Source organism: Saccharopolyspora sp. NPDC049357, from assembly GCF_040677225.1.
GTDB lineage: Bacteria > Actinomycetota > Actinomycetes > Mycobacteriales > Pseudonocardiaceae > Saccharopolyspora.
The window spans coordinates 145,542-167,040 of record NZ_JBFAQJ010000004.1; the positions used below are offsets into that span (position 1 = coordinate 145,542).

18 protein-coding genes are annotated in these 21,499 nt (G+C 66.5%); 4 read left to right on the plus strand and 14 right to left on the minus strand.

The genetic code is table 11. The annotated features are described in order from the left end of the window. Positions 1-703: 703 nt before the first annotated feature. The 6 genes from AB0J91_RS05295 to AB0J91_RS05320 form a co-directional block, all read right to left on the minus strand. Positions 704-3,601, minus strand: coding sequence for an FAD-binding and (Fe-S)-binding domain-containing protein (locus AB0J91_RS05295; RefSeq protein ID WP_363864344.1), 2,898 nt, complete (start codon positions 3,599-3,601; stop codon positions 704-706). Beyond that, positions 3,602-5,014, minus strand: a complete 1,413-nt coding sequence (locus AB0J91_RS05300; protein WP_363864534.1) for an amino acid permease — start codon at positions 5,012-5,014, stop codon at positions 3,602-3,604. A gap of 139 nt (positions 5,015-5,153) precedes the next feature. Continuing rightward, entirely contained in the window at positions 5,154-6,323 is a 1,170-nt protein-coding gene (locus AB0J91_RS05305) for a Glu/Leu/Phe/Val dehydrogenase dimerization domain-containing protein (RefSeq protein ID WP_363864346.1), read from the minus strand. Beyond that, positions 6,320-7,867 carry an aldehyde dehydrogenase family protein gene (locus tag AB0J91_RS05310; protein ID WP_363864348.1) on the minus strand — a complete coding sequence of 516 codons (1,548 nt, stop codon included), beginning with the start codon at positions 7,865-7,867 and terminating at the stop codon, positions 6,320-6,322. Before AB0J91_RS05310 ends, AB0J91_RS05305 begins: the two co-directional genes overlap by 4 nt. A 33-nt stretch (positions 7,868-7,900) precedes the next feature. Further along, positions 7,901-9,289: a VOC family protein gene (locus tag AB0J91_RS05315; RefSeq protein WP_363864350.1), complete on the minus strand. Its 1,389-nt coding sequence runs from the start codon at positions 9,287-9,289 to the stop codon at positions 7,901-7,903. Between the two features lie 29 nt (positions 9,290-9,318). Then, the gene (locus tag AB0J91_RS05320; RefSeq protein WP_363864352.1) at positions 9,319-10,443 is read right to left on the minus strand and encodes an FAD-binding oxidoreductase; all 1,125 of its coding nucleotides are present in this window, start codon (positions 10,441-10,443) and stop codon (positions 9,319-9,321) included. Between the two features lie 219 nt (positions 10,444-10,662). On the opposite strand from AB0J91_RS05320, the gene AB0J91_RS05325 reads away from it, so the two are divergent. Next, the gene (locus AB0J91_RS05325) at positions 10,663-11,598 is read left to right on the plus strand and encodes a LysR substrate-binding domain-containing protein (RefSeq protein WP_363864354.1); all 936 of its coding nucleotides are present in this window, start codon (positions 10,663-10,665) and stop codon (positions 11,596-11,598) included. Positions 11,599-11,604: 6 nt separating this feature from the next. Here AB0J91_RS05325 and AB0J91_RS05330 read toward each other — a convergent pair whose 3' ends face one another. The 8 genes from AB0J91_RS05330 to AB0J91_RS05365 are packed head-to-tail and all read right to left on the minus strand — an operon-like array spanning position 11,605 to position 18,628. Then, the gene (locus tag AB0J91_RS05330) at positions 11,605-11,868 is read right to left on the minus strand and encodes a hypothetical protein (RefSeq protein WP_363864356.1); all 264 of its coding nucleotides are present in this window, start codon (positions 11,866-11,868) and stop codon (positions 11,605-11,607) included. A 52-nt stretch (positions 11,869-11,920) separates the two neighbouring features. After that, positions 11,921-12,631 (minus strand): TetR/AcrR family transcriptional regulator, encoded by a 711-nt coding sequence (locus AB0J91_RS05335; RefSeq protein WP_363864358.1) that lies wholly within the window; start codon positions 12,629-12,631, stop codon positions 11,921-11,923. Between the two features lie 21 nt (positions 12,632-12,652). Then, positions 12,653-13,834, minus strand: coding sequence for an aminotransferase class I/II-fold pyridoxal phosphate-dependent enzyme (locus tag AB0J91_RS05340; RefSeq protein ID WP_363864360.1), 1,182 nt, complete (start codon positions 13,832-13,834; stop codon positions 12,653-12,655). Between the two features lie 26 nt (positions 13,835-13,860). Beyond that, complete coding sequence (locus AB0J91_RS05345; RefSeq protein ID WP_363864362.1) at positions 13,861-14,658, minus strand: SDR family oxidoreductase; 798 nt, start codon at positions 14,656-14,658, stop codon at positions 13,861-13,863. A 57-nt stretch (positions 14,659-14,715) separates the two neighbouring features. Continuing rightward, positions 14,716-15,717, minus strand: a complete 1,002-nt coding sequence (locus AB0J91_RS05350; protein ID WP_363864364.1) for an allophanate hydrolase — start codon at positions 15,715-15,717, stop codon at positions 14,716-14,718. Beyond that, a complete protein-coding gene (locus AB0J91_RS05355; protein ID WP_363864366.1) occupies positions 15,714-16,445 on the minus strand; it encodes a carboxyltransferase domain-containing protein in 732 nt (243 codons plus the stop codon). The genes AB0J91_RS05350 and AB0J91_RS05355 overlap by 4 nt, the downstream gene beginning before the upstream one ends. Positions 16,446-16,461: 16 nt before the next feature. Then, entirely contained in the window at positions 16,462-17,268 is an 807-nt protein-coding gene (locus tag AB0J91_RS05360) for a 5-oxoprolinase subunit PxpA (RefSeq protein ID WP_363864368.1), read from the minus strand. Between the two features lie 25 nt (positions 17,269-17,293). Further along, positions 17,294-18,628 (minus strand): MFS transporter, encoded by a 1,335-nt coding sequence (locus tag AB0J91_RS05365; RefSeq protein ID WP_363864370.1) that lies wholly within the window; start codon positions 18,626-18,628, stop codon positions 17,294-17,296. A 384-nt stretch (positions 18,629-19,012) separates the two neighbouring features. Between AB0J91_RS05365 and AB0J91_RS05370 the strand changes: the two genes are divergently transcribed. Genes AB0J91_RS05370 through AB0J91_RS05380 form a run of 3 tightly spaced genes read left to right on the plus strand, consistent with a single transcriptional unit; the run spans position 19,013 to position 21,494 of the window. Then, a complete protein-coding gene (locus AB0J91_RS05370; protein ID WP_363864372.1) occupies positions 19,013-19,648 on the plus strand; it encodes an RraA family protein in 636 nt (211 codons plus the stop codon). Between the two features lie 47 nt (positions 19,649-19,695). After that, positions 19,696-20,709: a D-2-hydroxyacid dehydrogenase gene (locus tag AB0J91_RS05375; RefSeq protein ID WP_363864374.1), complete on the plus strand. Its 1,014-nt coding sequence runs from the start codon at positions 19,696-19,698 to the stop codon at positions 20,707-20,709. 14 nt (positions 20,710-20,723) lie between these two features. Next, the gene (locus tag AB0J91_RS05380; RefSeq protein WP_363864376.1) at positions 20,724-21,494 is read left to right on the plus strand and encodes an SDR family oxidoreductase; all 771 of its coding nucleotides are present in this window, start codon (positions 20,724-20,726) and stop codon (positions 21,492-21,494) included. The last annotated feature ends 5 nt before the right edge of the window (positions 21,495-21,499 follow it).

Sequence of the window (21,499 nt, forward strand, 5' to 3'; positions counted from 1 at the left end):
ACACAGCGCGAGTACGTACGGAGGTTGTCCGCTGAGCTCTGTGGGCTACCCTGGCCATGCCCTCCTTGCGAGGAGGGCGGCCCTTTCACAGGGTTTGCGGTAGGCTGGCGGACCGTACGAACACCCTTAAGGTGGGTCCGCCGACCCCTTTACGTTCGGGCTTCCAAGCAGCTCGCGCCGCGCACGGGGCGCCACGCGTGCAGTCTACGATCTCAACGCGCGAATGCGTGCAGGCTTGACGCCGCCCAGTGCCTGGCGTCCGCCTTTCGAATACCCCGACTTGTCGGCTGAACAAGCCCACACCGGGAACCCCTGAGGCCACTCCAGCCGAGAAAACCCGCTCAAAGCCAAATCTCCAAAATCCAGCTTTTGCCCCTTACGCATTCTCTGCCGAGGACGAGTGTATCTCCTCACATGAGAAAGGAGTTCCCGCGCGAAAGCAAACCACCACAGCACGCAACTGGTGATGTCCGCAATGTCTCGTTGGGATCGACCTCCAACGTTATCCAAATGCGCGATCTTCAAGGTGGGAGCATCTACATCAATTCGCACGTGCTGTGCCACCGATGCTGCGAATTCTTCGTCGTCACCCACCACAAGGAGGCGACGTTTCGCGGAGGTCGGACTGCAGGCATGTACGGAGTTGACAGAGCGTTCACCACCTCAGGCCCCGGTACTACCGCAATCCATGGTACTCGATCGTTCATCCCGAGGCTTCTTGAGCTTCGCGGACCAGTTCGGCCAGATGTTGTGTATCCCGCCACGCTCCTTGCTTGATCTGGGTGTGGCAGCTGAACCCGTCGGCGAGCACGCGCGCCGTCTCGCCGGCTTCGCGAACGGCGGGGAGAAGTACACGTTCGCCTGCGGCGGCGGAGATCTCGTAGTGCTCCTTTTCGAAACCGAAGTTACCGGCGAGGCCGCAGCAGCCGGAATTGAGTTTGGTATCGTCCACGCCCATCCGGTTCAAAAGCAGCGAATCGGCTTGGTCTCCCATTACCGCGTGTTGGTGGCAGTGTGTCTGACGCAGCGTCGTCACCGGAAGTTCCGGAGGGGTCCAGTCCGGTGCGAGGTCGCGGATCGTTTCGGCGAAGGTCTTCGTGATAGTGGCGAGTCGCTTCGCGCTGGGGTGGTCGGCGAGCAGGCTCGGAAGATCGGTACGCAGTGTTGCGGTGCAACTCGGTTCGATGCCGACCACTGCGACAACTTCGTCGAGCTGGGGTGCGACCGCGTTCAAGGTGCGGCGCTGAACCCAGCGTGCCACGTCCAACTGACCGGTCGTGATCCAAGTGAGTCCACAGCACTGGGTCCCAGGTGGCACGACCACCCGGAAGCCAATGTCTTCGAGGACCTCGGTGGCCGCACGCAGCGGGCCAGGGTTGAGCGCGTTGCCGAACGAATCGACCCACAGCAGAACGGTTCCGCGCCCGCTCGCACCTGGCGTTGGCGCAGCGTGTTTGCGGAACCAGGCAGAGAAGGACTCCGGGGCAAAGCGGGGGATAGAGCGTTGCGGGGCGATACCGCCTAGGTGCTTGAGCAGTCCTGTGGCCGGCGAGCTGGTCACGGCGTTGACCAGGCGCGGCGCCGTGCTTGCCAGTCTCGCCCACAGCGGCAGCCACCCCATCGAGTAATGCGAGAGCGGGCGCAGCCGCCGGCGATAGTGGTGGTGGAGGAACTCGGATTTGTACGTGGCTATGTCCACTTGAGTCGGACAGTCATGGCTGCATCCCTTGCAGGACAGGCACAAGTCCAGTGCGTCGCGTACCTCTGTCGACCTCCAACCGTCTTCGATGACTCCACCGTTGAGCATTTCGTTGAGCACCCGAGCACGGCCTCGCGTGGAATCCTTTTCGTCGTGGGTCACCTGGAAGCTCGGGCACATGACACCCGCCGAGTGCCGCGCGCGGCATTTGCCGACGCCGACGCATCGGCGGAGAGCGGCGGCCATGTCACCACCGTCGTGTTCGTAGGAGAACAACGGTGTGATGTCCAGCTTCTGACGCGGCTGGACGCGGAGATCGGCGTCGATGGGGCGAGGCCGGACCACCACTCCGGGGTTCAACCGGTTCTCCGGATCGAAGACGGCTTTGAACTCGCCGAACGCGTCGATGATCCCGGAGCTGTACATCAACGACAGGAACTCCGCGCGGGCGCGACCGTCGCCGTGTTCCCCGGAGAACGAGCCCCCGTGGCGGACGACGAGTTCGCAGGCCTGCTGCAGGAACTGCCGGAACGCCTGCGCTCCGCCCTCGGTAGCGAGCGGGAAGTCGATGCGCACGTGCAGGCATCCATCGCCGAAGTGCCCGTAGACGACACCGCGTCGACGGTGGCGACGCATCAGGTCTTCGAATTCCTGGAGATAGGCGGCCAGATTTTCGGGTGGAACGGCGGCGTCTTCCCACCCGGGCCACGCCTCACCGCCATCCGGTAGGCGCGTGGCGAGCCCGGCACCGTCTTCCCTGATGCGCCACAACTGTCGCTGCACAGAAGGTTCCACGATGGCAGCCGAGTTCTCGCTGAGGCTGGTCGCCAAAGCTCGTGCAGCGGTTTCGGCGGCCCCGGTGGTCTCGCCGCCGATTTCGATGTAGAGCCAACTCTTCCCCGGTGGCAGTTGCTCGATGGCCTCCAGATGTTGCGCGTTCTTCTGTCGTGCGGCGTCCACGAGGACGCTGTCCATGCCTTCGACGGCCAGTGGACGTGCTTGCAAGATCTCGGGCACGGCTTGAGCCGCGGCAACGGCACTGGGGAATCCCACCACGGCCAAGCAACGCTGCGGTGGAGTCCGGACGAGGCGAACTGTTGCCGACACGACGATCGCGCACGTGCCTTCGGTACCCACCAGTGCCTTGGCGAGATCGAAGCGGTTCTCCGGGAGCAGGTGGTGCAGCGGGTAACCAGAAACCTGTCTGGGGAACCGGGCGAGCTCCAGACGGATTTCAGCACGATACCGGTCCACCAGAGTGCGAAGCTGCGCGAAGACCCGGCCGCGTTCGCCACCGTCGGCGATGATGCGGTCGATCTCGTCGGAGGTGTGTTGGCCGACGGTCATCCGCGTACCGTCGGCCAGCACCACCTCCAGTTCCACGACGTTGTCGCTGGTGCGGCCCCAGGCAACGGAGTGCGAGCCGCACGCATCATTGCCGATCATGCCGCCGAGCGTGCAACGGCTGTGCGTGGAGGGGTCGGGGCCGAAGGTCAGACCGTGCGGGGCGGCCGCCGCCCGTAGGTCGTCGAGGACGACACCGGGCTCGACCCGTGCCCAGCCACCCTCGGTATCTATCTCGAGGATGCGGTTGAGGTGCTTGGACAGGTCGAGGACGAGGCCTTCGGCTATGGCGTTTCCGGCGACGCTGGTGCCCCCGCCTCGGGGCACCAGCGGCACTCCATGGCGGTAGCACACCCGTACAGTGCGAACGACCTCGTCGACCGTACGCGGCGCTACGACCCCGACCGGAACCACGCGGTAATTGGACGCATCGCCGGAGTACTGAGCACGGCGTCCTGGACTGAAATCAACGATCTCACCCGCTGCTGGGCCGAGCTCTCCCCGCAGGTCGTGCTCGCATTGTTGGATGATGTGACTTTGGCTACCGCTGGTCAGCATTCACTCGCCCCTGATGGCCTGTACTGCGTCGGCGCTCTGATCCGTCGTGTTCATTCGCTCGACCGCGCGGCTTTTCCGCATCCGGACGACGGGATAGATCCCTGCGCAGACCGCGAAAGCGAGCACGCTCAGCGCGACCTGGCTTCGGGTTTCCTCGTCGAGGGCCATCCCGGCGAGGATGGCCACGATCCCGGCTCCGGTCACGATCGGTAGAACGGGGTGGCCCCACATTTTGACCGGCAGGCCCCCGGGGTGCTCGCGTGCGAGGACGGGACGGAGCTTCAACTGGGACAGGCAGATCAGCAGGTAGATGATGAGCACGACCGCGCCGGAGGAGTTCAACAGGAAGGAAAAGATGTTGTCCGGCGACAGGTACGCCGCCCCGACGCACACGTACCCGCCGAGGGTCGATGCCAGGATAGCCCACAGCGGGACGCCGCGGTCGGTGCGCTTGAGCATGCGTTGGGGGGCTTCGTTGCGGTGGGCGAGGACGAAGAGCATGCGGGACGCGGTGAACAGGCCAGAGTTGAGACACGACAGCACAGCGAACAGGACGACAATGTTCATGATGTCGCCCCCGTAGGGGATTCCCATGATGTCCAATGCGGACACATAAGGAGACTCACTCGCTTTTGCCGTGGTCCACGGCACGATCGCGGCGACGAGGAACATCGACCCCACGTAGAACACCGAAATCCGCAGCAGGACGGTGTTCGTCGCCTTCGTGATCGACCGCTGGGGCGCCTTCGACTCCGCGGCCGCGACGGTCACGATTTCCGCGCCGACCATCGACAACACCACTGCGGCCACGGCGATGAAGACAACGCCTCCTCCGTGAGGTAGCAGCCCGCCGTCAGCGTGCAGGTGCGACAGGTCCATTCCCTTTCCCGGCCACAGACCCAGGACGTAGGCCAAGCCGAGTCCGATGAAGACGGTGATCGCGAGTACCTTGATCCCGGCGAACCAGTACTCGAATTCGCCGTAGGAGCGAGTTGACCGCAGGTTCGTCGCGGTCATGAGCAGGATGAGAGCGAGCGCGAGAACCCATTTGGGCCAGTGCACCCACCGCTGGAGCAGTTCTGCACCGGCCACTGCTTCGAAACCGACGATGACGACCCAGAAGTACCAGTACAGCCAGGCCATGGCGAACCCGGCCCAGTCACCCAGCGCGCTTCGCGCGTATTCGGTGAAGGAGCCGACGGAGGGGCGTGCCGCGGCCATCTCCCCCAGCATGCGCATCACAAAGAGGATGAGCACGCCGGTGACCGCGTAGGTGAGGAACGATCCCGGCCCGACCTGGGCCAGGACGGCTCCGGAACCCATGAAGAGTCCGGCGCCGATGATCCCGCCCATCGCGATCATGGTGACGTGCCGGTCGCGAAGGTGATCTGATGACGATGGTGTTCTCGACATTGTTGAACCTGCTTCCACTGTGGCGGACGCCGTTGTCCGCTGCACGCGTCCTCGGGAACGCGTTGCCTCCCGAGGCGCGTGCGGAGCGGTGAAGTGGACTGACAACCGGGTTGTGTCGTCAATCGTCGCCGAGTGATGCTCAGTGACGTACGGAGATCCTGGCGGGCCGGGTCCGCCCGCTGAGCTCCATGGCCGTGCGCACTCGCTCTTCAGCGAGGCGCCGTGCCGCTACGTGGGTGGTGACCGCGTCACGCATGCTCTCCACGAGCACGTGGAGCGTGTTGGCCCGCAATCGCTCCGACACCGCAGCGCGGATCTGGTTCGGTTCCGTGGGAAACGCCGTGTGGCGCGCGTCCATCGCGTAGGCGGCTGCCACTACTCCACCGGCGTTGGCGATGAAGTCGGGCACGACTGTCACGCCGCGCTCGGCGAGCACGGTCTGCGCTTCGGACGTCAGTGGCAGGTTTGCGCCCTCCGCCACGACGGAGGCCGACAGTTTGCGGGCGGTGGCCGCGTCGACGACGTCCTGGCGCGCGGCCGGGATCAAGACGTCCGCGGGCAGGGTCAGTTCTCCTCCAGTGCTGAGATGCTTCACCCCGCCGACGTGGTTAACCAGGCCATCGCCCCACTCGGACTTCGCCCGCAGCAGCTCGGGCACATCCAGCCCATCAGGGCTGTAGATCGCACCCTCCGACGTGGACACTGCGACAATCTCAGCGCCGAGCGCGTGCAGCCGCTCGGCCGTCGCCGCACCCACGGCGCCGAAACCCTGCACCACGACACGGGTGCCGGCCATGTCCAGTCCACGCCAGCGGGCGGCCTCGGCCGTGGCTTCGGCGACCCCGTACCCGGTCACGCCCCACTGGTCGTAAGGCACACCACCGAGTTCCCGGGGGCTGCCGACCGCGGTGCGGCGGTCTCCCAGTTCGTGCTGAATGATGGCCGCGTCGTGCTCGGTGAGCCCCATGTCGAGCCCGAACACGTACTCCTCGGGCACCTCGGCCGACAGTGAACGGACGAAGCTGCGCAACGCCGCTTCCTTGTCCACCGACGTGGGGTCGAAGCGGATGCCGGCCTTGGCGCCGCCGTAGAAGAGGTCGACACCGGCCCACTTCCATGTCATCACCCGCGCCAGGCGGGCCACTTCGGTGATGGTCAGGGTCGGGCTCATGCGGGTTCCGCCCTTGCCCATGCCCCGTGCGGTGTTGTCGATCACGAGGACTCCGCGCATGCCGGTGCGGGTGTCGGCGACGGTGACGATCTTTTCAGGTCCCCACTCGTCGGCGTGGGAGAAGTCGTCCAGGCTCATCCGAAGTTCACCCCCTGCGCGAGTGGCAGTTCGGTCGAGTAGTTGATGGTGTTCGTGGCGCGGCGCATGTAGCCCCGCCAGGCGTCCGAGCCAGACTCGCGTCCGCCACCGGTGGTCTTCTCGCCGCCGAACGCGCCGCCGATCTCGGCGCCGGAGGTGCCGATGTTGACATTGGCGATGCCGCAGTCCGATCCGGCCGAGGCGGTGAACCGTTCGGCCTCGCGCTGGTCAGCGGTGAAGATGCTCGACGACAGGCCCTGCGGCACGTCGTTGTGCAGGGCGATGGCTTCCTCGAACGTGCGGTAGGTCAGCACGTAGAGGATCGGCGCGAACGTCTCCTGCCGGATCACCTCGGTCTCCGCAGGCATCCGCACGATGGCCGGCTCGACGTAGTAGCTGTTCGCGGAAGCGTCGGCCAGGCGCCGCTCACCGCCCACCACCACCTCCCCGCCATCGGCTACGGCCCGCTCCAGCGCGTCGCGCATGGCGGAGTGGGCGCCTTCGTTGATCAGCGGACCGACCAGGGTGTCGGTGGAGAACGGATCACCGATGTTGAGGCTCGTGTAGACCTTGCTGAGTCGGGCGACGAGCTCGTCGGCGACATCCTCGTGCACGATCAGACGGCGCATCGTCGTGCACCGCTGCCCGGCGGTGCCCGCGGCCGAGAACGTGATGCCGCGGGTAGCCAGGTCCAGGTCCGCCGAAGGGGCGACGATGGCCGCGTTGTTGCCTCCAAGTTCCAGGATTGTGCGGCCGAAGCGTGCGGCGATGCGGGGCGCGATCTCGCGTCCCAGGCGTTCGGAACCGGTCGCGCTCACCAGGGGCACGTCGGGGCTGTCCACCAGCGGAGCCGCGTCGGCGGATCCTGCCAACACCAGCTGATGGATGCTGGCAGGGGCGCCGACGTCCGCGATGGCGCGGTCGAGCAGGGCTGAGGATGCCAACGCCGTCAAGGAGGTGAGCTGCGACGGCTTCCACACCACCGCGTCGCCGCAAACCAGGGCCACGGCGGTGTTCCAGGCCCACGGAGCGCACGGGAAGTTGAACGCGGTGATCACGCCGACCACTCCGAGCGGGTGCCAGGTTTCGAGCAGCTTGTGCCCGGGGCGTTCGGAGGCCAGCGTCCTGCCTTCGAGCTGGCGCGACATCCCTACGGCGAGGTCGCAGATGTCGACCATCTCCTGGACCTCGCCGAGCGCCTCCGAGCCGATCTTGCCGACCTCGATGGTCACCAGGTCCGCCAAGTCGCGCTTGTGCTCAGTGAGCAGCTCTCCGAACCGCTTGATCAGCGCGCCCCGCAACGGCGCCGGTGTGTCGCGCCAGGCGGGAAAGGCGTTCTTGGCCTTGCTGATCGCCTCGCGCACCTCGGATTCGGACACGCCGGCGATGGTGAACAGGTCGTCACCGGTGATCGGCGAACGGGCGGAGAACGCATGCGTCCCGGTGCCCTCGTACCCGGTCGCGCCGCACACCCGCAGCGCCGCACGGGCGCGCTCGACGAGTTCGGCGGTTGTGGTCAGGGTGTTCGCAGAAGTAGCAGACATGAAAGGGGGCGTCCTCTTCGATCGTTTCTCGTATCAACATGTGGCGGTGACCTGCGTGCCGAGTTCCCGGCTCACGGTCTGCAGCGACCGTTCTCGCTGCTGCGCGTAGAGGTCATAGGGGTCGTGGAGGTTGCGTTCCAGCACGCCGGACATCCATTGGCTGTCCAGGTCGGTAGCGTGCTGGGTGAGGTCCTTGGATCCGTAGCCGGTGAGGTTCGACTGGAAGATCCCGGCGGCCGAACGAGGCAGGAAGTCCTCGTAGACGATGGGTTCGGCGCGTACCCAGCCCTGATCGAGCAACTCCGGCACGGTGGTCGGTGGTGTGCCACGGCGGCCGGCATCGACCGCGAAGGTGAAGTAGGCCAGATCTCTCCCTGCCAGTTCCTGTTCGGAACGGGGAAAGCACTCGCCCCATACCTCGGCCGCCACATCGGCACGGCTGCATCCCTTTTCCTTGCGGAGGGCGTCCACCTCGGTGACGAGCTTGTCGTAGGTGGCGCGCCCCTCCGGGGTGAGTGCGATTCCCCGAGCCTCGACCTCGCCGAACCGGACCCGCAGCGCGCCTTCGGACACCGATCCATCCGCCTCGCGGAAACGCCGCGGTTCGGCCAAGGCCCGAAACGACGTCTGACGCAGCAGCACATCCGGCCCATCCCAGCGGGGCGGTCCCTGGATGTCGTCAATCATCGTGATCCCGCGTCGCTGCATCCGCTCGTACAACTCGTCGATGTCGAGCACTCGCGGGGTGAGGTGGTTGATGTGGGTAGTAGTCACGCCGCCGATGTCTGCGGCGACGCCGGAGATCCGCTCCAGCTCCGCGTACCACCCGCGGTCCACGGGCTCGTGGGAGAGTTCGAAGCTGCGCACCGCGAGTTCGAGGAAGCGCTCGGCGTCGGTCTTTCCCAGCTGCCGCTCGCTCTCCGCCCGTTCGGCCAGTCTGATCAACTCCGCCGGGAACAGGCTGCGCCGAGAGAGGAAGGTTTCCAAGCGATGTTGGAGGTCGGCGTCGAAGAAGCGCCGGTCCGAAGGCGTCAGCAGCGACGTGAAGACGCGGAAGGGGTTGAGCGCGAGTTCTTCCTCCTCGATGGGCCGGAAGGCCGTGGAAACCACGGGGACCGCGCTGACGGCCGCTTCCCGGAGATCGTAGAAACCAACCGGGTGCATCCCCAGCCCGGCGAAGATCTGCCCCACCTGACGCAGTTCCTCAGGGGTACCCACGCGGATCGCGCCGTGACGTTCGGCCGTGACCCGACCGATGCTGCCGAGGCGCTGGGCCTGGGCCGCGTCCTTGGCCAGCAGGTCACGGTTGACCTCGTGCGAGACCTCCACCAACGTCGTGTAGGAAGGCACTTCGGTGCCATACATCGTGGACAGTCGTTGCGCGAACGCCGCGCGCAACTCCCATTGCTTCAGCACAGCCATGCTCTCTCCTTGCTTTCGTACCAACGCGGTTAGACCACGTTGAGCTCACGCCGAATCGGACTGCCGTCGAACCGCTCCGCCGACATCGGCGTCAGGTCCACGAAAGGCGTTACCCCGAGGTAGAGATCGCGGATCACCTCTCCTGCGGCGGGTGCCTGCAGGAAGCCGTGGCCGGAAAAGCCCGTCGCGTACAGCAACCGGCCCACCGACTCGCTCTGCCCGATCAGCGCGTTGCAGTCCGGGGTCATCTCGTACAGTCCCGCCCAGCCGCGTTCGACGGGAAGATCGACCAGTTCGGGGGCACACACACGGGCAGCGTCGTTGAAGGCGGGGAGCCATTCATCGGAGTAATCGGTATGGAACCCGTACTCCTGCGCCCGGTCCGACATCCCCAGCAGGAGCCCGTCGTCATGGTTGTGGAAGTACATCGACGTGCTGAAGTCGATGGTGAACGGGATGCGCGGCGGCTTCTGAGCCAGTGGCCGGGTCAGCACAAGTTGGCGGCGTAGCGGCTCGACCGGCAGATCGACACCGACCAGCGCGCCCAGGGACTGAGACCACGCCCCGGCCGCCACGATGACCGTCGAGGTCCGCACCGCGCCTCTGTTGGTCTGGACTTCCCGGATGTTGCGCGCACCGTCGGTTTTGATGTCGACGACGAGGGTGTGCTCGAACACCCGCGCCCCGCGAACCTGGGCAGCATGCAGGAAACCTTGCGCGGCCGCGGGCGGACGAGCATGCCCATCGTCCGGAGAGAACACGGCGCCAAGAACACCCTCGCCCCGCACGTAGGGACACAAGCGCTGTGCCTCGGCGGTCGAGATCATCCGACTGGCCACTCCCAGGTCGTTCTGAGCCGCCACGCTGCGCTCGAACCGGGCGAGATCCTCCTGCTCCCGCAACAAGAATAGGTAGCCCACGCGCTCCAACGAGATGTCCACGCCAAGATCGGACCGGAACCGGGCGTAGGTCTCCAGGCTGCGCGCCCCCAGCGCGATGTTGAGCGGGTCGGAGAACTGCGCGCGCAACCCGCCAATGGGCTTCCCGGACGACCCCGAGGCCACCCGGCCGCGCTCGACCACGACGACATCGGTGACCCCGGCTTCGGCGAGGTGGTACGCGATGCTGGCACCGACGATCCCACCCCCGATCACGACGACTTCCGCGTGACGGGGAAGCTCGGCCCGACTACCGACTACAGCTCGCATGAGTCACCCTTCGACATCGGTCGCACGGGGAACGACGGCAAGTCGCCCTAGCAGCAGTGCGCTCTGTGTGATCCAGGCCATCTGGCCGGTGGTTCCTCGACGCTACGTTCCGAGGAACCTCAGCACTATCGAAGGTCTTTCGAACTATTCATTTAGCATGTCTATATGGATGTCACGATGGGACAGCTCCGCGCCCTGCGCGAACTCGCCCGGCGCGGCACGATGGCCGCGGCCGCCGACTCGTTGGGCTACACCACAGGCGCCATCTCGCAGCAGCTCGCGAACCTGGAGAAGGCGTCCGGCAAGCGGTTGACGACCAAGGTGGGACGGCGGCTACAGCTCACCCGCAGCGGAATTGTCCTGGCCGAGCACGCCGAGCACGTGCTGCAGGCGGAAGCCGACCTCAGAGGCGCGCTGGAGGCCGACGAGCAAGACGTCACCGGGCCGATCCGCGTCGGCACGTTCGCCACTACGGCCTCGGCACTGCTCGCGCCCACCCTCGCCGAGGTCTCGAAGCGCTATCCGAACGTGACGGTCACGAGCAGGGAATTCGGCGTCGACGAAACGGCAACCGCCGTCAGCGACGGCGAAGTCGACATCGCCCTCGGCATCGACTATTCGCACGCACCCATGCGCAGAGACCCCCGCACCGAGCTCGTCCGGCTCCACACGGAACGCTTCGGCCTCGCCGTCACCGCAGACTTGTACAGACCGAACGCGGTGCCCCTCGAGACGGCACGAGACTGGTCCTGGATCCTGCCACCAGCGGAAACCCAGTACGCCCGGGCCCTCTACGCGGCCTGCCGGCTCTCCGGGTTCGAACCACAGGTGGCGCACGAAGTAACCGACACCCGGACATCCCTCGCTCTCGCCGCCCAAGGTCTCGGGGTTGCGCCCATGACCGATCTCATGGCGGAACTGCTGCGTCCGGACGGGCTGCGCAAGCTCGAGCTGAGCGAACGCATCGAACGCCACATCGTCCTCGTCCGCCGCACGCAAACCATACAACCAGCCGCCGTCGCGGCCGTCACGGACCTATTCGCCCAGGTCGTACACGACGCACGCGCGCAGACAGAATCGGACGCTGGAGCAACGCCATAGACGACCTTATCCTGGCGCCTGTATCTGACCGATGACCACATCAACGGCCACGAACCAACGCCGGTCCTTCATCCGCATGACGAACTTCGGCTCATCCGACAGGCCGTCCAGCCGGTGGCTGACGAATCGACGCCGCCACTTGGTCATCGTCGGCGGCAACACCAGCAACTCCCGCGACAAGTCCATATTGGACTTCCCGGCTAGCGCAAGCAAAAACGATCCGCGCTCGCAATGCCAATGCTTGCGGGCTCTTCGGACGATCAATTCCATGAGCTGGACCGCAAGTTGCGCGCCCACAACACGTCATCATGGTCGCGCACGTTCATCGCTGCGCGACGGTTGACCAGCCTTGGAGGCTTCCGCAACACGCTGCAACCAGGCGGCGGCTGACCTGCTCTTCGGAGAGTCCGACGGTGTTCATGAGGTCGAAGATCTCACGTGGGTCGAACAGGATGTTCCAGAGAAATGTACCCTCGTCGCCCGGGTCCGGGATGCCGAGTTCAGCCGCTGCCTCGGTAATCGGGCGTTCGAGAGCCTCCGCCTGGACCGTCAGGTAGCGTGCTCCGGAGCGGAGCCTGGCGAGATAGCCCTCGTCGGAGCGGGTGTGCACCATCGCGCGGCCGTGTTTGACGACCAGGCGGACCCATTCGGCGCTGACGTCGGCGAGCAGCGCCACGCCTTGGCTTTCGGCCTTCTGGCTGAACTTGAGCAGGCGAAGTCCGACGTCGTACCGGTACTCGGCGAGGATCTCGTCGACTGAGCTGAAGTGGCGGTAAGCCGTGGCCGTGGCGACCTCAGCGCGCTCGGCGACGTCAGCCATCTTGACGGTGGTTCCGCGCCGGCTGACGAGGAACGCTGCCGACTTGATCAGCTTCCGCCGGTTCCGTTCCGTGTCACTGCGCACGATCGCCCCTGCTCTCGCTCTCCCGCATCGGGTTCTACTGGCTAGTCCCCTCCAGCAGCAAGGCGGTGCGCCCGCATGGGCGCACCGCTTCAACTGCCACGATCTTACGAGCCGCCGCCCGGTCAACACTGGATGGTCAGCGTGTCGCGCTCACTGACCGGATTTGCTCAGCTCGGCCAACCCCTCGCCAAGGCGGGCGACGCCGGTGCGGATGGCTTCTTCGCTCGCGGCGTACGACAGGCGCAGGTGGTGCTCGCCGTGAGCACCGAACTCCCCTCCCGGACGCACCGCCACGCCGAACTCGCGCAGCTTCGCAACCAGTTCCGCCGAGGGAATGTCGAGGTCGTAGCGCGGGAACTGGTAGAACGCTCCCTCCGGGCTGCTCAGGGTCAATCCCGGAATCGCGGCCAGCTCGCTGCGCATGATCTCGCCGCGGCGCCCGTAGGCGGTGCGCATCCTGGCGATGTCGTCCGCGCCGGTGTGCACGGCGACCAACGCGGCATCCTGGATGAAGGTGTTCACCGAGCCGTTGAAGGTGTTGTGGATGCGGGCGGCGGCCTGGATCAACGGCGAGGGCCCCCAGAGGTAGCCCACACGCCATCCGGTCATCGCGTAGCTCTTGGAGAACGTCTGGCAGTAAATCGTGCGCTCGCGCAGGCCATCGATCGAGATCGCCGAGGTGAAGGACTCGCCGGTGTAGTCCAGGTCGGAGTAGGCCTCGTCGGAGATGACGATCGTCGAGGTGCCCTCCAGCAGGTCGGCGAGCGCGTCGAGTTCGGCACGGCTGTGCACGATCCCGGTCGGGTTGCTCGGGTTGCAGAACACGAACAGCTTCGCGTCGGTGAGGGCGTGGGCGAGCCGGTCGAGGTCCCAGTGCAAGTCTTCTGCGAGCGGGACCGGGACGACCACTCCCCCGGCCATGCTGACCAGGTCGGCGTAGAGGGAGTAGGTCGGGTCCGGGATGACGACCTTGTCTCCGGGGTTGACGATGCCGAGAATGGACGCGGCGAGACCGGCGGTGCCGCCGTGGGTGATCAGGACGTCGGCGGCTGAGATGGGTGCTCCGGCGATGTCGTGGAGCTTCGCAGCGAGCGCTTCGCGCAGTGCCGCTTCACCGAGCAATGGCGAGTAGTGAGTCCGGCCGGCGCGCAGCGACTCGGTGGCCGCTTCGAGCACCTGCTCCGGTGTGTCGAAGTTCGGCTCGCCCATCGCGAGCGACACGAGGTCACCGGACGACTGCGGCTGCTGCTTGCGACGCGAGGCCGCGGCGATGCGGGCAACGGCATCGGCAGGAGCGAATTCGGACAGCTGCGCGGCAGCGGTGAGCGACATGCGGGTTCTCCTGGAGTCGGATTGGTTCAGGCTTGCGTCGCGGCGTCGGCGGGGGCACCCACCCCGCGGCTGATCTCGATGTCCGTCGAGGTGTCGCGCTGCCGGGTGGGAGCGACCACCATCTCCTGGAGGACGACGCGCTGAGGCAGCGTGACGGCGAGGCGGATGGCTTCCGCGACGTCCTCGGGCTGCACCATGCTGGCGCGTTCCTCTTCAGCCGGTGGTCGGGCGCGGTTGTCGAGAATGGGGGTGTCCGCCTCGCCCGGCAGCACGGTGATCGCTCGCAGGCCCTGGTTGCGGAAGGTGTTGTGCAGGAAGGTCATGAAGTTGCGGACACCGGCCTTGGCCGCCCCGTAGGCGGCGCCACCGAGCAGGTTTGGGTTGACGGCGGCCAGCGAGGACACCGTGACGATCGTTCCGGTGCTACGGCCGAGCATGCCGGGCAGCACGGCTTGGGTGAGCTGGAAGACGGCGGTGAGGTTCACCTCGAGGACCTGCCGCCACTCCTCGTGCGGCAGCCACTGCGGGTTGAGCACCGATGAGGAGCTTCCCGCGTTGTTGACCAGGACGTCGACGGGCCCGAGCTCGGTGCGCACGCGATCGAGGACACGGGTCACGTCGTCGGCGTCGGTGATGTCGGCGCGCATCGCGTGCGCAATGCCCCCGTCGGCTCGGATCGAGTCCTCGACGCTGTCGAGCGCCTCTTGTCGCCGTCCGATCAGCACGACGGTGGCGCCGTCCCGGGCGAGCAGCTGAGCGGTCTTGAGACCCATGCCGCTACCGGCCCCGGTGATGAGTGCGATCTTGCCGGCCAACGTCGTCACGTTCCTACCTCCGCAAGGCAATGATACGAGAATACTATCTCAAATGCGAATACTTTCTCAACTACTGCTGCGCGAGTGCCCCGGGAATCCGAGCGCGCCAAACGCCTCGGCAACCGCATTCTCGAGGGCCCGCAACTCGCGTTCGCGCTGCGCGGCCCGCTCGACAGCGCTGCTCCGCTCGATCCAGCGGAAACGCAGCTCTCGCCCGGGCCCGGCCTGACCGAGCAACGGCAGGCACGACCGTGCGGCAACACCGACGATCGGATACCCGGCGGTGAGGGTCCGGTACCTGCCGAGCACGATGAGTTCGTCCGCGTGCGGGATCTCCAGCGCCCCGATGGGCACCCCGTGGGACACGATCTCGGTGTCATCGCCCGGGTGACGGACCGGGCCGTCGAGCCGCAGGCCGACGTGGTTCGACCGCCCGGTGACGACGTAGGTCGACTCCGCGATCAACTCGCGGATCCCGGGGATCGCACACGTCCCACTGGTCTCCACGACGTCGATCTCCCAAGGACCTTCCGCGAACCGCGCGACGGGTACAGGGAGCCGGAACAACGCCCCACCCAGGGATGCGCGCCGGAAGCCGCGGAACTCCGTTTCGACCAGGAGGCCAGCGCCCGGGGTGAGGACCTGGCTGAATCCCATCCGCGCGTCTGGGGCCGCGCTGCTGAGGAAGGTCTCCGCAGCGATCGCGCCGTTGATGGCCAGGTAGGTCCGGAGGCCGAGTTGCACATCGCTGACTCGAATCTCCAGGCCCGCGGGGACGACGATCGGCGACCAGCTGTCGACGAGCGAGCCGCCCACCGTGACCCGGGCTGGAGCTCCGGTCACGGCGATCAGGATCTCGCGTTCGGGGATGAGCGTCAGGTCTCCCCCGAGGTTCTCCAGGAGCGTGGCGTGGCGGGGGTTGCCGGCGAGCAGGTTCGCCACTGCGGCGGAGTGCTGGTCGGCTGCACCGCCAGTGGGCACACCGAGCCGCTCGCTGTCGCGGCGACCGAGGTCCTGGAAGGTGGTGAGCCATCCGGTTCCGGTGATTTCGACAGACACCTTCGTCACGGCCGCACCCCCACGGGCAGCAGGAAACTGCCATCCAGCCCCTCCGCTTCTTCCCTCGTGGCAGGCACGAAGCGAACGAGATCGCCAGGGCAGAACGAGATCGGTTCCGGGCGGGAGATGTCGACGATCGTGTGCGGCGTGCGGCCCACCACGCGCCAGCCGGTCGGGCCGGGGAATGGCTGGATGATGGCGTTGCTTCCGGCGATCATGATCGAGCCGGGCACGACGTCGGTGCGCGGTTCGGCGTGCCGGCGCACGGGCTGCGGTAGGCGGAGTCCGTCCATCATCGGGGCCATCGCCGCGCCCAGCAGCGAGATCGTGAAGGTCGTTACCGCGATCGCATCGACCACGTCCACGGGGGCCATGCCGACTTCGTCGGCGACAGAGGCCAGATCGGGCCCGTTATCTTCGTCGAAGACAACGGGGACCGCGAACTCACGAACAGCGACTGGTTCCACCGCGGTGGTGGCCGGTGGGAGTTCCGCGAGAAGCCGAGACGCGTAGGCGACGTGCTCGAGCGCGGTTTCCAGCGGGTCGAACTCGATGAGCAGCGACTCGAGGCCGGACACGGCGTCGAGCACGCCGTGTGGTCGACGGGCCAGAAATCGGTCGCGGAATGCGACGATCTCGCTCCGGCGAACTGCCTGGTCGGGATGGGGGATGCGCACCATCACCGCCGAGTCTCCGAACGGTTCGACGGTGATGGTGGCCGGGTGTTCAGTGGTCATGAGATCGCTCGGGCGCTCAGCTGGCGAGCGCCGCCTCCGCCTTCTCTGCCAGGACGTCCTGCAGGCCGGTGGGGCGAATACCCGCTCGCTCGAGGGCTGCGCGCAGCGCGGTGCCGTTCTCGAGCACGGTGGGGTGATCGCCGTGCAGGAGCAGCACGTCGGCATCGTGGCCCAGCGGCACCACGTTGCCGTCGACCGAGGGCACGGTTCCCTCTTGCACGACCTGCACGGCGCGCTGGCCGATGAGCTCGGGATCGTGGATCAGACCACCTTCGTGCGAACGCGGGACAGGCATCCCGTCATCGCCGTAGCCGCGGTCGGCGAGGAACACGTACCCCACCTGGAGATCGCGCTTGCGGGCTTCCTCGGCGAGCAGACCGCGTTGGCAGATGACGATGTAGCTCGGGTCGTAGGCGGCAACGGCGTCGGTGATCGCGCGGGCGTGCTTGGCGTCGGTCTGCGCGATCGAGCCCATACGACCGTGGGGTGCCACGTGGCTGATGGTGCCGCCGTGCACTCGCGCGAAGGCGTCGAGCGCACCGATCTGGTAGAGCACGTCGGTGCGGATCTCCTCTTCCGAGGCCTCGATGAGCCGACGGCCGAACCCGACGAGATCCGGGTAGCCCGGGTGCGCGCCGAGTTCGATGCCGCGGGCGACGCATTCGGCCACGGTCCGGTCCATCACGCGCGGGTCGCCGGCGTGGAATCCGCAGGCAATGTTCGACGAGGTCACGAGTCCGAGCAGGGCACCGTCGTCACCGATCGTGTAGTTGCCGAAGCTTTCGCCGAGGTCGGCGACGACGGCCACCGAGTTGATTGCCATGTTGTCTCCCGGATTTCGTTTCAGTTCAGCTGGAAGCCAGCGGTTGACCCTTGGTCTCGCGCACGAAGCCGAGGGCGGCCAAGGTGATCACGGCCGTGGCGATCGAGGCGAAGGCCGGGATCAGTTTGGACCCGGTCGCTTCGATGAGCGTGGTCATCACGAGTGGGGCGCTGCCGCCGAAGATGATCGTCGAGACGCTGAACCCGATGCTGTAGGCGGAGTATCGCACGGTGGTTGGGAACATCTCGGCCAATACGGTGTGCACGACCGCGGCGTGCCCGGAGAAGGCGATCGCCAGCACGATCGTGCCCAGACAGGCGAGGCCGAATTCGCCGGTGGTGATGAGCAGGAACATCGGGTAGGAGACCACTGCCGTCGCGACCGCGGAGATTGCGAGCACCGGTTTGCGGCCGATGCGGTCCGACAGCTTGGCCATCAGCGGGATGCAGACCACGATCGCGATCAAGCTGAACGCGGTGACTGTGAGCGCCTGCAACATCGAGAAGTTGTACTCGCCGAGTGAAGTCTTGAGGTAGGTCGGCATGTACACGAACAGCAGGTAATAGCCCGGCCCGTTGACCGCGGGAAGGAAGATCGTGAGCGCGATCGCCTTCAGGTGCCGCTTGGAGGTGAACGCTTCCTTGAGCGGGTTGCGCACGACGGTGTTCCGCTCGCGCAGCGCCACGAAGTGCGGCGTCTCCTCCAACCGGCGGCGGATGTAGAAGCCGATGTAGCCCAAGGGCACGGCGAGCAGGAACGGGATCCGCCAGGCCCACGACGTCATGGTGTCGTCGCCGAGCGTGGTGATCAGGACGGCGGAGAAGGCACTGCCGAACATCAGCGCGACGAACGAGCCGACGGCGATGAAGCTCATCGCGAAGTTGCGCCGGCGGTCCTCGGCGTACTCGCCGACGAACGACATGGCACCGGCGACCTCGCCACCGGCCGAGAAGCCCTGCAGCACCCGCAGCAGGAGCAGCAGCACGGGCGCGGCGATGCCGATGACCTCGGCCGAGGGGATGAGGCCGATCGCGGCGGTCGCGGCAGAGATCAGCACCAGCAGTGTGGCCAGCAGGGACTTGCGGCCGATCTTGTCCCCAAGGTAACCGCAGATGATGCTACCGAAGGGGCGGGCCACGAAGCTGACCAGGAAACCGACGTTGGTGAGGAAGAGCTCTCCTGCATCGGCGCTGCCCATGATGTTGACCGCGAGGTAGGTCACGAGCAGGCCGTAGATGCCGTAGTCGTACCACTCGACGAAGGAACCGATCGCACCCGCGACGGTAGCTCTGCGGACGACTCTGCGGTCCGCGGCGACGGCGTCGACCGAGGTCGCGTCAAGCCGATCTGACGTTGTCATGAGTTCACTTTCGGTATCGCGGACTCCGGGAACGGTGCCCTGGTAATCGTGCGCTGAAGGTGGTCGCGATCGGCAGGTGTCCCCATGTCACGGGGTGTTCCGCCGCCCTTCGGGATCCTCGTGGGTTGACGAGGTGGAATGCGATTCAACTCGCAGTTGAGAATATGTTCACACTTTGGGACGGTCAACCCCGAGAGGTTTCCTCGTCGTTAATCTTGCGCGCCGAGCAGCATCTTCCCTGCGTAAATGGCCGTCCCGTCGGCGCCACACGAGCCGCTGCAGAACCTCAGCCTTGTCTTGCATCGCAGTTGGGGGCACACTGACCTTCACTAAAACGCGAATAGTTTCGCATTTCTTGCGGAACCTCATTCCGAGGGGACACCGATGACCCAGGACAACGTGCGCGCGAACTCCGGCTGGGAACGCGTCGACGAGGGCGTGCTCGAACAGTTCCGCAAGCACTCCGTCGCCAACCTCGGCGACGCCCTCGACCGGCTCAACATCGCCGACGGCGGCATCGCACCGATCTGGGCCGGCGCCAAGGCCGTCGGTACCGCGCTGCCGGTGCTCACCGTGGCCGGCGACAACAAGGCCGTCATCGACGCGCTCGAGCACATCCGCCCCGGCGACATCCTCGTGATCAACGCCTTCGGCCACGACGGTCGCGCGATCATCGGAGACAACCTCGCCCAACGCTTCGCCGTGTTCGGGGCCGTCGGCGCCATCGTCGACGGCTACGTGCGCGACGGCGCGATCATCGAGAAACTCGGTGTTCCCGTCTTCGCACGCGGCTTGACCCCTGCGGGACCGTTCAAGAACGGGCCCGGCACGATCGGCGAACCCGTCGCCATCGGAGGCGTGGTGGTCAACCCTGGCGACATCGTCGCCGCCGACGACGACGGCGTCATCGTCATCCCTCCGCACCGCGCCGAAGAGGCCCTGGCCGGTGTCGAGGCCATCGTCGCCCGCGAGGCCAGTCTGGACGCCGAGGTCGAAGCGCTGCGGAGTCAGATCGCCTGATGCGAAACCACGACAGACCGCGGCTCCGAGTCGCCGTCACCGCGCCAGTGTCCGCAGCGAACTGCGCCCGGATCGTGGAGCTCGAACCACGCATCGAACTCGTCGTCGACCACTCGCTGCTCCCCCCGATGCGCTGGCCCGCCGATTTCTCCGGCGACCCCACTTGGCGTCGAACGCCCGAACAGCAACGCGCCTTTGACACCGCCATCAACTCCGCCGACGCGCTCTACGGCATCCCCGACCTCGACCCGGTAGCCATGGCGCGAGCAGTCCGCTCCAACCCACGGCTGGGCTGGGTGCACACGATGGCCGCCGGCGGCGGCAGCCAGGTCAAAGCGGCCGGGCTCAGTTCCGCGGAGCTCAACCGCGTCATGTTCACCACCTCAGCCGGCGTGCACGGCCAGCCGCTCGCCGAGTTCGCTGTCTTCGGCGTGCTCGCGGGAGCCAAACACCTACCCCGTCTGCACCGCCAGCAGCGCAACCACGAGTGGAGTGGTCGCTGGATGATGCAGCAGGTCAGCGAGCAGACCGTTCTCGTGCTCGGCCTCGGTGGCATCGGACAGGTCGTCGCGCACAAGCTCGACGCCCTGGGCGCCACGGTCATCGGCACCAGTCGCAGAGACCTCAACGTCGCCGGAGTCGCCGAGGTCGTGCACCCCGATCATCTGCTCGACCTGGCCGCGAAGGTGGACGCCGTGGTCAACACCCTTCCCGGCACCTCGGCCACCGAGCACCTGCTCGACAAGGAGTTCTTCGACGCCCTGCGGCCGGGTGCCACCGTCGTCAACGTCGGCCGCGGCTCCGTCATCGACGAGGCCGCCCTGACCGAGGCCCTCGAGTCCGGGCAGATCGGCTTCGCCGCACTCGACGTCTTCGAAACCGAGCCACTCCCTTCCGACAGCCCGCTCTGGGAGCGAGACGACGTGCTGGTGAGCCCGCATACCGCTGCGCTCAACGCCGCCGAGGAGCGGCTCATCGCTGAGCTGTTCGCCGCCAACGCCACCCGGTTCCTCGATGGGAAAAACATGCTCAACCGCGTGGACACCCTCGAGTTCTACTGATCAGGAAGACCACAATGACCTCAGCTTTCGACCTCACCGGCCGGGTCGCCCTCATCACCGGTTCCAGCCGCGGGATCGGGCTCAGCATCGCCGAAGGACTCGCCGAGGCTGGAGCCACGATCGTGCTCAACGGCCTCGATCCGACCCGACTCGAAGCCACCCGCACAGCACTCGCCCACCGATTCGGTGAGGACCGGGTCGCGGCGCGGACCTTCGACATCGTCGACGAAAACGCGGTGGCCAACGCCATCGACTCGATCGAATCGGATCTGGGCCCGATCGACGTCCTGGTGAACAACGCCGGAATCCAGCACCGCGAACCCCTCACCGAGGTCAGTCTCACCGACTGGCAACGCGTGGTCGACACCAACCTCACCGGCGCCTTCGTGGCGGGCCGCACCGTCGCCCAACGGATGCTGCCACGCGGCGCGGGCAAGATCATCAACATCTGCTCGGTGCAAACCGACCTCGCCCGCCCGACCATCGGCCCCTACACGGCGGCCAAGGGCGCGCTGCGCAACCTCACCCGGGCCATGACAGCCGAATGGGCCGGCGCGGGAATCCAGATCAACGGAATCGCGCCGGGATACATCCACACGGAGATGACGCAGAAACTCGTCGACGACGAGGCGTTCAACACCTGGATCTTGGGCCGCACCCCCGCCGGCCGCTGGGGCACGGTGGCCGACCTGCTCGGGCCCGCCGTGTGGCTGTCCTCCCACGCATCCGACTACGTCAACGGACAAGTCATCTTCGTCGACGGCGGCATGACCGTCGTCGTGTGAGAACG

Bases quoted from the DNA above. Each gene is read 5' to 3' on its own strand.
- AB0J91_RS05360 (WP_363864368.1), bottom strand. From the start codon at position 17,268: ATGGCAATCAACTCGGTGGCCGTCGTCGCCGACCTCGGCGAAAGCTTC.
- AB0J91_RS05355 (WP_363864366.1), bottom strand. From the start codon at position 16,445: ATGACCACTGAACACCCGGCCACCATCACCGTCGAACCGTTCGGAGAC.
- AB0J91_RS05370 (WP_363864372.1), top strand. From the start codon at position 19,013: ATGACCCAGGACAACGTGCGCGCGAACTCCGGCTGGGAACGCGTCGAC.
- AB0J91_RS05380 (WP_363864376.1), top strand. From the start codon at position 20,724: ATGACCTCAGCTTTCGACCTCACCGGCCGGGTCGCCCTCATCACCGGT.
- AB0J91_RS05365 (WP_363864370.1), bottom strand. From the start codon at position 18,628: ATGACAACGTCAGATCGGCTTGACGCGACCTCGGTCGACGCCGTCGCC.
- AB0J91_RS05310 (WP_363864348.1), bottom strand. From the start codon at position 7,867: ATGTCTGCTACTTCTGCGAACACCCTGACCACAACCGCCGAACTCGTC.
- AB0J91_RS05295 (WP_363864344.1), bottom strand. From the start codon at position 3,601: ATGCTGACCAGCGGTAGCCAAAGTCACATCATCCAACAATGCGAGCAC.
- AB0J91_RS05300 (WP_363864534.1), bottom strand. From the start codon at position 5,014: ATGTCGAGAACACCATCGTCATCAGATCACCTTCGCGACCGGCACGTC.
- AB0J91_RS05330 (WP_363864356.1), bottom strand. From the start codon at position 11,868: ATGGAATTGATCGTCCGAAGAGCCCGCAAGCATTGGCATTGCGAGCGC.
- AB0J91_RS05305 (WP_363864346.1), bottom strand. From the start codon at position 6,323: ATGAGCCTGGACGACTTCTCCCACGCCGACGAGTGGGGACCTGAAAAG.
- AB0J91_RS05315 (WP_363864350.1), bottom strand. From the start codon at position 9,289: ATGGCTGTGCTGAAGCAATGGGAGTTGCGCGCGGCGTTCGCGCAACGA.
- AB0J91_RS05325 (WP_363864354.1), top strand. From the start codon at position 10,663: ATGGATGTCACGATGGGACAGCTCCGCGCCCTGCGCGAACTCGCCCGG.
- AB0J91_RS05340 (WP_363864360.1), bottom strand. From the start codon at position 13,834: ATGTCGCTCACCGCTGCCGCGCAGCTGTCCGAATTCGCTCCTGCCGAT.